Genomic DNA, 8199 nt, shown 5'->3' with positions numbered 1-8199 from the left:
GGCCCGGCCGGCCGCCAAGCCGGCCGCCACCCGCATGGCCGCCCGCGTCGCCCAGATGCCGACCGGCGCCCAGCGCCCGACCGCCGAAGTGCTGCTGTCGGTGGGTCAGGGCGAACTGATCAACCTGCCGGTGCCGATCGCCAATATCTGGACGTCCAACCCCGGGGTTGCCGATGTCTATGTCAGCAATCCGCGCCAGATCCACCTGTTCGGCAAGGAAGCCGGCGAAGCCACGGTGTTCGCCACCACCGCCGCCGGCGGCGTCGTCTATGCGACCAATGTGCGCGTCAGCCAGAACCTGACCTCGATCGACCGGGTGCTCAAGGTGGCGATGCCCGAGGCGCAGATCACCGTGACGCCGGTCGGCCAGGTGGTCGTGCTGTCGGGCACCGTCGCCTCGCCCGAAGACGCCGAGGAGGCCGAACGGCTGGTCAAGTCGCTGCTCAATCCGGGCATCGACGTCAGCGCGCCCAATGTCGCGCTCAAGATCGGCACGGTGAACCGGCTGCGCACGGCGACGCCGCTGCAGGTCAATCTGCAGGTGCGCATCGCCGAAGTCAGCCGCGACCTGACCAAATCCTTCGGGATCAACCTGCTGACCCGCGACACCACCGGCGGCTTCCTGTTCGGCATCGCCCAGGGCCGCAATTTCGGCAGCATCACCACCGATCCCGCGACGCGCGCGACCAATTTCAACCTGAACGGGCTGGGTCAGGGGACGGGCATCACCAATCTCGGCCTTGCCGGGCGGCTGTTCGGGCTCGATGTCGCGACCGCGCTCGACCTGGCCGAGGGCGAAGGTCTGATCACCACGCTCGCCAACCCCAATCTTACCGCCCTGTCGGGCGAGACGGCAAGCTTTCTGGCCGGCGGCGAGATTCCGATCCCGCTCGCTCAGGGGCTTGGCCAGATCGGCGTCGAGTTCAAGCAATATGGCGTCAGCCTGTCCTTCACCCCGACGGTGCTCTCGGACGGCCGCATCTCGATGCGCGTCCGCCCCGAAGTGTCGGAACTGACCTCGGCCGGGGCGGTGACGATCAACGGCTTCCAGATCCCGGCGCTCACCACGCGGCGGGCGGAGACGACGGTCGAACTCGGATCGGGCCAGAGCTTCATGATCGGCGGCCTGCTGCAGAACCGGCACACCAACAATGTCGACCGTGCACCGGGCCTCGGCAATCTGCCGATCCTGGGCGCGCTGTTCCGCTCGACGCGCTTCCGCCGCGCCGAGACCGAGCTGATGATCATCGTCACCCCCTATCTGGTCAAGCCGACCAGCGCGGCGCTGCCGCTGCCGACCGACGGCTATCGTTCGGCGACCGATCTGGAACGGCTGCTGCTCGGCCAGACCGCAGGCTCGGGCAATACCGGCGAACGGCCGGTGCCGGGCCTGGCCCCGCCGGTCAGCGGCGGCCCGGTGCCCCCGGCACCGGGCCGGCCGGGCAGGACGGGCAAGGATGCCGGCGACCCGGCTCCCGGTTTCTCCAACTGAAGGCGCGCGATCATGGATGCCAGAATGTTCCGCCTGAACCCCGCCGCCCTGTCGCTCACCCTGCTGCTCGGGGCCTGTGGCGGCACCGTCAATCGCGGCGTCGAATCGGTCCACCAGCCGGTCGTGCAGCGCACCGATTATGCGATGGACGTGACCACCGGCTATGCCGGCGCACTCGCCCCGGGTGAGCGCGAGCGGCTCGACGCCTGGTTCGATGCCATCGCGCTCGGCTTTGGCGACCGGGTGGCGATCGCCGATCCCAGCGGGACCGATGGCGGCCGCCAGGCAGTGTCCGGGCTGCTCGGCCGGCGCGGCATGATGCTCGCCGACACCGCCCCCGGCACTGCCGGCAGCCCGCCCGCCGGCATGATCCGCATCATCGTCAGCCGCGCGGCGGCAAGCGTGCCCGGCTGCCCGGACTGGAGCCGCGCGCCCAGCCCCGATTTCGCCGGCAACACGCCGTCCAACTATGGCTGCGCGATCAATGGCGCGCTGGCGCGCATGATCGCCAATCCGCACGACCTGATCGAAGGCCGCGAGGCCGGCCGGCCCGCCGACGGCTTCACGTCATCGAAAGCGATCCGCGCCTATCGCGCCGCACCGCCGACCGGTGCGCAGGGGATCAAGAGCGAGACAACGCGAGGTGCCCAGTAATGAACGCGCCGTGGAACCCCTCCCGCAGCGCCGCGCTGCGCGATCCGTTTGTGGCCTTTGTCTGCGACGAAGGCTCGGCCGATGCCATCCGTCCCATCGCCGCCGAAATGGGCTGGTCGCCCGAAAAGGTGAACAAGGGCGGGCTGCGCAACGCCATCCAGTCGCTGTCGGTGTCGGCCAGCCCGCATGTGCTGTTCGTCGACCTGTCGGAATCGGGCGATCCGCTCAACGACATCAATGCGCTGGCCGAGGTGTGCGAGCCGGGCACGGTGGTGATCGCCGCCGGACAGGTCAATGACGTCCGCCTGTACCGCGACCTGCTGGCAAGCGGCATTCAGGACTATCTGCTCAAGCCGTTCAACCCCGACCAGCTGCGCGACGCGTTCGGTCAGGCGCTGGCCATCCTCAACACGCCCAAGCATGTCGAGGCGGCGGTCGAAAAGCCGCATGTGATGACGGCGGTGATCGGTGCGCGCGGCGGGGTCGGCGCATCGACGATCGCGGCATCGCTCGCCTGGCTGTTCGGCGACAAGGGGCGGCGGTCGACCGCGCTGCTCGACCTTGACGTGCATTTCGGCACCGGCGCGCTGGCCCTCGACCTTGAGCCGGGGCGCGGCCTGACCGACGCCATCGAAAATCCCAGCCGTATCGACGGGCTGTTCATCGAACGCGCGATGGTGCGCGCGAACGACAAGCTCGCCGTGCTGTCGGCCGAAGCGCCGATCAGTCAGGCGCTGATCACCGACGGCTCGGCCTTTTTCCAGTTGCAGGAGGAGATCCGCGCCGCGTTCGAATCGACGGTCGTGGATCTGCCGCGCCACATGCTCGTCCAGCATCCGATGCTGGTGCAGGACGCGAACATGGTCGTGATCGTGACCGAACTGACGCTGGCGGCGGCGCGCGACTGCATCCGCCTACTCGCCTGGCTGAAATCCAATGCCGGCCATGCCCAGGTGGTGCTGGTCGCCAACCGCGTGCAGACGGGCGGCGTGCCCGAAATCAGCCGCAAGGATTTCGAAAGCTCAATCGAACGCAAGATCGATTTCGCCGTCCCCTATGACCAGAAGCTGGCGGCGCAGGCGGCCAAGCTGGGCAAGACGCTGGCCGAAGCGGGCAAGGGGGCCAAGGTCACCCAGGCGCTCGGCGCGCTGTCCGACCGGCTGCTGAGCGTCGCCGAGGACGCGCCCGAGGCTGCCGCCGCCCCGCAGGCGCGGTCGCTGCTCGGCAAGCTGGGCGGGCTCAAGGGCGTGATCCGCAAAAAGGCCCCGGCCAAGGGCTGAACCGGCCGTCCGCCGCGGCGGAGGGTGAAGGACAGGAGATCAGATGACCGAAATGATGATCCCGCTCCTCGGCCTGGTGCTGGTGCTGGCGATGCTTGTCGCCGCCTTTTCCGGGCCGTCCGAGGCCAAGGCGAAGAAGCGGCGGCTGGCGGCGCTGCGCGAACGGCACAGCGCCTCCGCCGCATCGGCCGTGGAGGCGCAGCTGCGCCGGATCACCACCGCGCGCGCGACCCGCATCGACAGCCTTGCCTCGACCCTGATCCCGCGCCCCGCGCAGCTGAAAAAGCGGCTCGACATGACTGGCCGGTCGTGGAGCGTCGGCAAATATGCGCTGGTGTCGGGCGGGCTGGCGCTGGGCGGCTGCGCGCTGCTGTGGCTTGAGGGCGCACCGCTGCTGCTCGCGCTGTTCGGCGGGCTGTTCGTCGGCCTGGGGCTGCCGCACATGGCAACGGGCTTCATGATCAACCGCCGGGTCAACCAGTTCACCAGCAAGTTTCCCGATGCAATCGAGCTGCTGGTGCGCGGGCTGCGCGCCGGCCTGCCGATTTCGGAAACCCTGTCGGTCGTCGCCTCCGAAGTTCCCGGCCCGGTCGGCGAGGAGTTTCGCAGCGTCAGCGACAAGATGAAGATCGGCCGGTCGATGGATGTCGCGCTGCAGGAAACCTCCGAACGGCTGGGCACGCCGGAGTTCCAGTTTTTCTGCATCACGCTGGCGATCCAGCGCGAAACCGGGGGCAATCTGGCCGAAACCCTGTCGAACCTCGCCGAAGTGCTGCGCAAGCGCGCGCAGATGAAGCTGAAGATCAAGGCGATGTCTTCGGAATCCAAGGCCTCGGCCTATATCGTCGGCTCGCTGCCGTTCATCGTGTTCACGATGATCTGGTTCCTGAACAAGGACTATATGGGCGGTTTCTTCACCGATCAGCGGCTGATGGTCGCGGGGATTGGCGGGCTGGTGTGGATGGGCATCGGCGCATTCATCATGGCCAAGATGGTCAATTTCGAGATTTGAGGCGCGGAACATGAACGAGGGCGCAGGGCCGACGCTGTTGGGCATCGACGTGATCTGGATGGCGACTTTGCTGTCCGGCATCGCCTCGTTCATGGTGCTGGTCGCACTGTATGCGGCGACCACGGTGCGCGACCCGATGGCGCGGCGCGTCAAGGCGCTCAACGACCGCCGCGAACAGCTGAAAGCCGGCATCACCGCCTCCACGTCCAAGCGCCGCGCCAAGCTTGGCGCGCGGAACGAGACGACGGACCGGATGCGCTCCTTCCTCGCCTCGCTGAAGGTGCTGCAGGACGAACAGCTCAAGACCGCGCAGAAAAAGCTGATGCAGGCGGGCATCCGGTCGAAGGATGCGGCGGTCGCCGTCATCTTCGGGCGGATGATGCTGCCGCTGATCTTCGGCACCGGCATCGTCGTGCTCGTCTATGGCATCGACTATTTCCCCGACTGGGCGCCGTTTAAAAAGTTCGCGGTCGCCGCCGGGGTGCTGATCGGCAGCTACAAGGCGCCCGACATCTATCTGAAGAACCGCATCCAGAAGCGCAGCGACGCGATCCGCAAGGGCCTGCCCGACGCCCTCGATCTGCTCGTCATCTGCGCCGAAGCGGGGCTGACCGTCGATGCCGCCTTTGCCCGCGTCGCCAAGGAGCTGGGCCGCGCCTATCCGGAGCTGGGCGACGAGTTCATGCTGACGTCGATCGAGCTGGGCTTTCTGACCGACCGGCGGCAGGCGTTCGAGAATCTGGCGAACCGCATCGACCTGGAAGCGGTGCGCGGCGTCGTCACCACGATGATCCAGACCGAAAAATACGGGACGCCGCTCGCCTCGGCGCTGCGCGTGCTGTCGGCCGAGTTCCGCAACGAACGCATGATGCGCGCCGAGGAAAAGGCCGCGCGCCTGCCCGCGATCATGACGGTGCCGCTGATCCTGTTCATCCTGCCGACGCTGTTTGTCGTCATTCTCGGCCCGGCGGCCTGTTCGATCGCCGACAATCTGGGCGGCTAAACCCGGAACGGCCGTAAAACAAAAAGGGGCGCGGTGCCTGCCCGGCACCGCGCCCCTTTTGTTTATCCGGATGAGGCGGATCAGGCCGCCCGGAGCGCCGCCTGCGCCGCCGCCAGCCGGGCGATCGGCACGCGATAGGGCGAGGCGCTGACATAATCGAGCCCGGCTTCCTCGCAAAAGGCGATCGATGCCGGGTCGCCGCCATGTTCGCCGCAAATGCCCAGCTTGATGTCGGCCCGCGTCGCCCGGCCGCGTTCGGCGGCGAGGCGGATCAGCTCGCCCACCCCCTCGACATCCAGGCTGACAAACGGATCGCGCGGGAAAATGCCCTTGTCGACATAGGCGGTCAGGAACCGGCTGGCATCATCGCGGCTGACGCCGAGCGTGGTCTGGGTCAGGTCGTTGGTGCCGAAGCTGAAGAACGCGCCGACCTCGGCGATCTCGCCGGCCTTGAGCGCGGCGCGCGGCAGCTCGATCATCGTTCCGACCAGATAGTCGATGCGCCGCCCGGCCTCGGCGAACACCGCCTCGGCGGTGCGGTCGATCACCTCCTTCATCAGCTCCAGCTCGCGCCGCGTGGCGACGAGCGGGACCATGACTTCGGGGATCGGGGCCTCGCCGCTCTTCTCCGCCACGGCCACCGCCGCCTCGAAGATCGCCCGCGCCTGCATTTCGTAGATTTCGGGATAGGTCACGCCCAGCCGGCAGCCGCGATGGCCGAGCATCGGGTTGAACTCGTGCAGTTCGGCGGCGCGGCGCTTGAGCGCCTCGACCCCGACCCCGGCGGCGGCGGCGACATCCTCGAACTCCGCCTCATGATGCGGCAGGAATTCGTGCAGCGGCGGATCGAGCAGCCGGATCGTGACCGGCAGGCCGGCCATGATCTCGAAGATCGCGGTGAAATCGCCGCGCTGTTCGGGCAGCAGCCGGTCGAGCGCGGCGCGCCGCCCCTGTTCGTCGGAGGCAAGGATCATCTGCCTGACCGCGGTGATGCGCGCGGCATCGAAGAACATATGTTCGGTGCGGCACAGGCCGATGCCCTCCGCGCCGAAATCGCGCGCAGTGCGGCAGTCGGCGGGGGTTTCGGCATTGGTGCGCACCTTCAGCCGGCGGACGCGGTCGGCCCACACCATCAGCGCGCCGAAATCGCCGGCCAGTTCGGGCTGCACGGTCGGCACCGCGCCCAGCATCACCTCGCCGGTCGCGCCGTCGATGGTGATGACATCGCCTTCGCGGATCGTGCGCTCGCCGATGCGGAACAGCTTGGCCTTGCCGTCGATGGCCAGCGTCCCCGCGCCCGACACGCAGGGCCGGCCCATGCCGCGCGCGACGACGGCGGCATGGCTGGTCATCCCGCCGCGCGCCGTCAGGATGCCGCGGGCGGCGTGCATGCCGTGAATGTCCTCGGGGCTGGTTTCGATGCGGACCAGAATGACCGCCTCGCCCAGCTCGGCGCGCTTTTCGGCGGTGTCGGCATCGAACACGACAATGCCCGAGGCCGCGCCCGGCGAGGCGGGCAGCCCCTTGGTCAGCACGTCGCGCGGCGCCGCCGGGTCGAGCGTCGGGTGCAGCAGCTGGTCGAGCGCCTGCGGATCGACGCGCAGCACCGCCTCGCTTTCGGTGATCAGCCCTTCGCCCACCATGTCGACCGCGATGCGCAGCGCGGCCTTGGCCGTGCGCTTGCCGCTGCGCGTCTGCAGCATCCACAGCTTGCCGCGTTCGACCGTGAACTCGATGTCCTGCATGTCGCGGTAATGCCGCTCCAGCAGGTCGAACACCTGCGCCAGCTCGGCATAGGTTTCGGGCATCGCCTCTTCCATCGACAGCGGCTTCGCCCCCGCCGCCGCGCGCGCCGCCTGGGTCAGATATTGCGGGGTGCGGATGCCCGCGACCACATCCTCGCCCTGCGCGTTGATCAGATATTCGCCATAATAGGCCCGCTCCCCGGTCGAGGGGTTGCGGGTGAAGGCGACGCCGGTGGCCGATGTCTCGCCCATATTGCCGAACACCATCGCCTGCACATTGACGGCGGTGCCCCAGTCGCCGGGAATGTCGTTCAGCCGGCGATAGACCTTGGCGCGTTCGGACTGCCACGATCCGAACACCGCGCCGATCGCGCCCCACAGCTGGTCATGCACATCCTGCGGGAACGGGCGGCCCCATTGGTCCTCGACCAGCCCCTTATAGACGCCGACCAGCCGTTCCCAGTCGGCCGCGGTCATGTCGGTGTCGAGGAAATGCCCCTGATCTTCCTTGGCGATTTCAAGCGCTTCCTCGAACGCACCATGATCGAGGCCGAGCACGACGTCCGAATACATCTGGATGAAGCGGCGATAGCTGTCCCAGGCGAAGCGCGCATCGCCCGATGCCCGCGCCAGCCCGGCGACGGTCACGTCGTTCAGGCCGAGGTTGAGCACCGTGTCCATCATGCCGGGCATTGACACCCGCGCGCCCGAGCGGACGGAGACGAGCAGCGGATCATCGGCATCGCCGAAACGCTTGCCGGTCACCGCCTCGATATGGGCGATGCCGCTGCCGACTTCGGCCTTCACGCTGTCGGGAAAGCTCTCGCCTTCCTCGTAGAAGCGCGCGCACATCGCGGTCGAGATGGTGAAGCCCGGCGGCACCGGCAGGCCGATGGCCGCCATTTCGGCAAGATTGGCGCCTTTGCCGCCGAGCAGGAATTTGTCCCCCGCCCCGCCATCCGACACGCCGCCGCCGAACCGATAGACATATTTGGTCATCACCACCCCTTTTG

The 8199-nt window shown here is 68.0% G+C and carries 6 protein-coding genes; 5 read left to right on the top strand and 1 reads right to left on the bottom strand.

Translation table 11 applies throughout. The annotated features are described in order from the left end of the window. The 5 genes from OPU66_RS05405 to OPU66_RS05385 form a co-directional block, all read left to right on the top strand. A partial coding sequence (locus tag OPU66_RS05405) for a type II and III secretion system protein family protein (protein ID WP_498552591.1) occupies positions 1–1492 on the top strand: 1492 nt, incomplete at its 5' end. A gap of 24 nt (positions 1493–1516) precedes the next feature. Next, the gene (locus OPU66_RS05400; protein ID WP_498552590.1) at positions 1517–2146 is read left to right on the top strand and encodes a CpaD family pilus assembly protein; all 630 of its coding nucleotides are present in this window, start codon (positions 1517–1519) and stop codon (positions 2144–2146) included. Then, on the top strand, positions 2146–3426 hold the full coding sequence (locus OPU66_RS05395) for a pilus assembly protein CpaE (RefSeq protein WP_498552589.1): 1281 nt from the start codon (positions 2146–2148) through the stop codon (positions 3424–3426). The genes OPU66_RS05400 and OPU66_RS05395 overlap by 1 nt, the downstream gene beginning before the upstream one ends. Positions 3427–3469: 43 nt before the next feature. After that, complete coding sequence (locus OPU66_RS05390; RefSeq protein ID WP_498552588.1) at positions 3470–4438, top strand: type II secretion system F family protein; 969 nt, start codon at positions 3470–3472, stop codon at positions 4436–4438. Between the two features lie 10 nt (positions 4439–4448). Then, positions 4449–5441, top strand: coding sequence for a type II secretion system F family protein (locus tag OPU66_RS05385; RefSeq protein ID WP_498552586.1), 993 nt, complete (start codon positions 4449–4451; stop codon positions 5439–5441). 80 nt (positions 5442–5521) lie between these two features. On the opposite strand, the gene ppdK is transcribed toward OPU66_RS05385, so the two are convergent. Next, positions 5522–8185: a pyruvate, phosphate dikinase gene (gene ppdK / locus OPU66_RS05380; RefSeq protein WP_498552585.1), complete on the bottom strand. Its 2664-nt coding sequence runs from the start codon at positions 8183–8185 to the stop codon at positions 5522–5524. Positions 8186–8199: the final 14 nt, after the last annotated feature.

This window comes from Sphingomonas sp. URJC2 (genome assembly GCF_059803575.1).
This window is presented reverse-complemented; position numbering and strand designations above follow the sequence as displayed.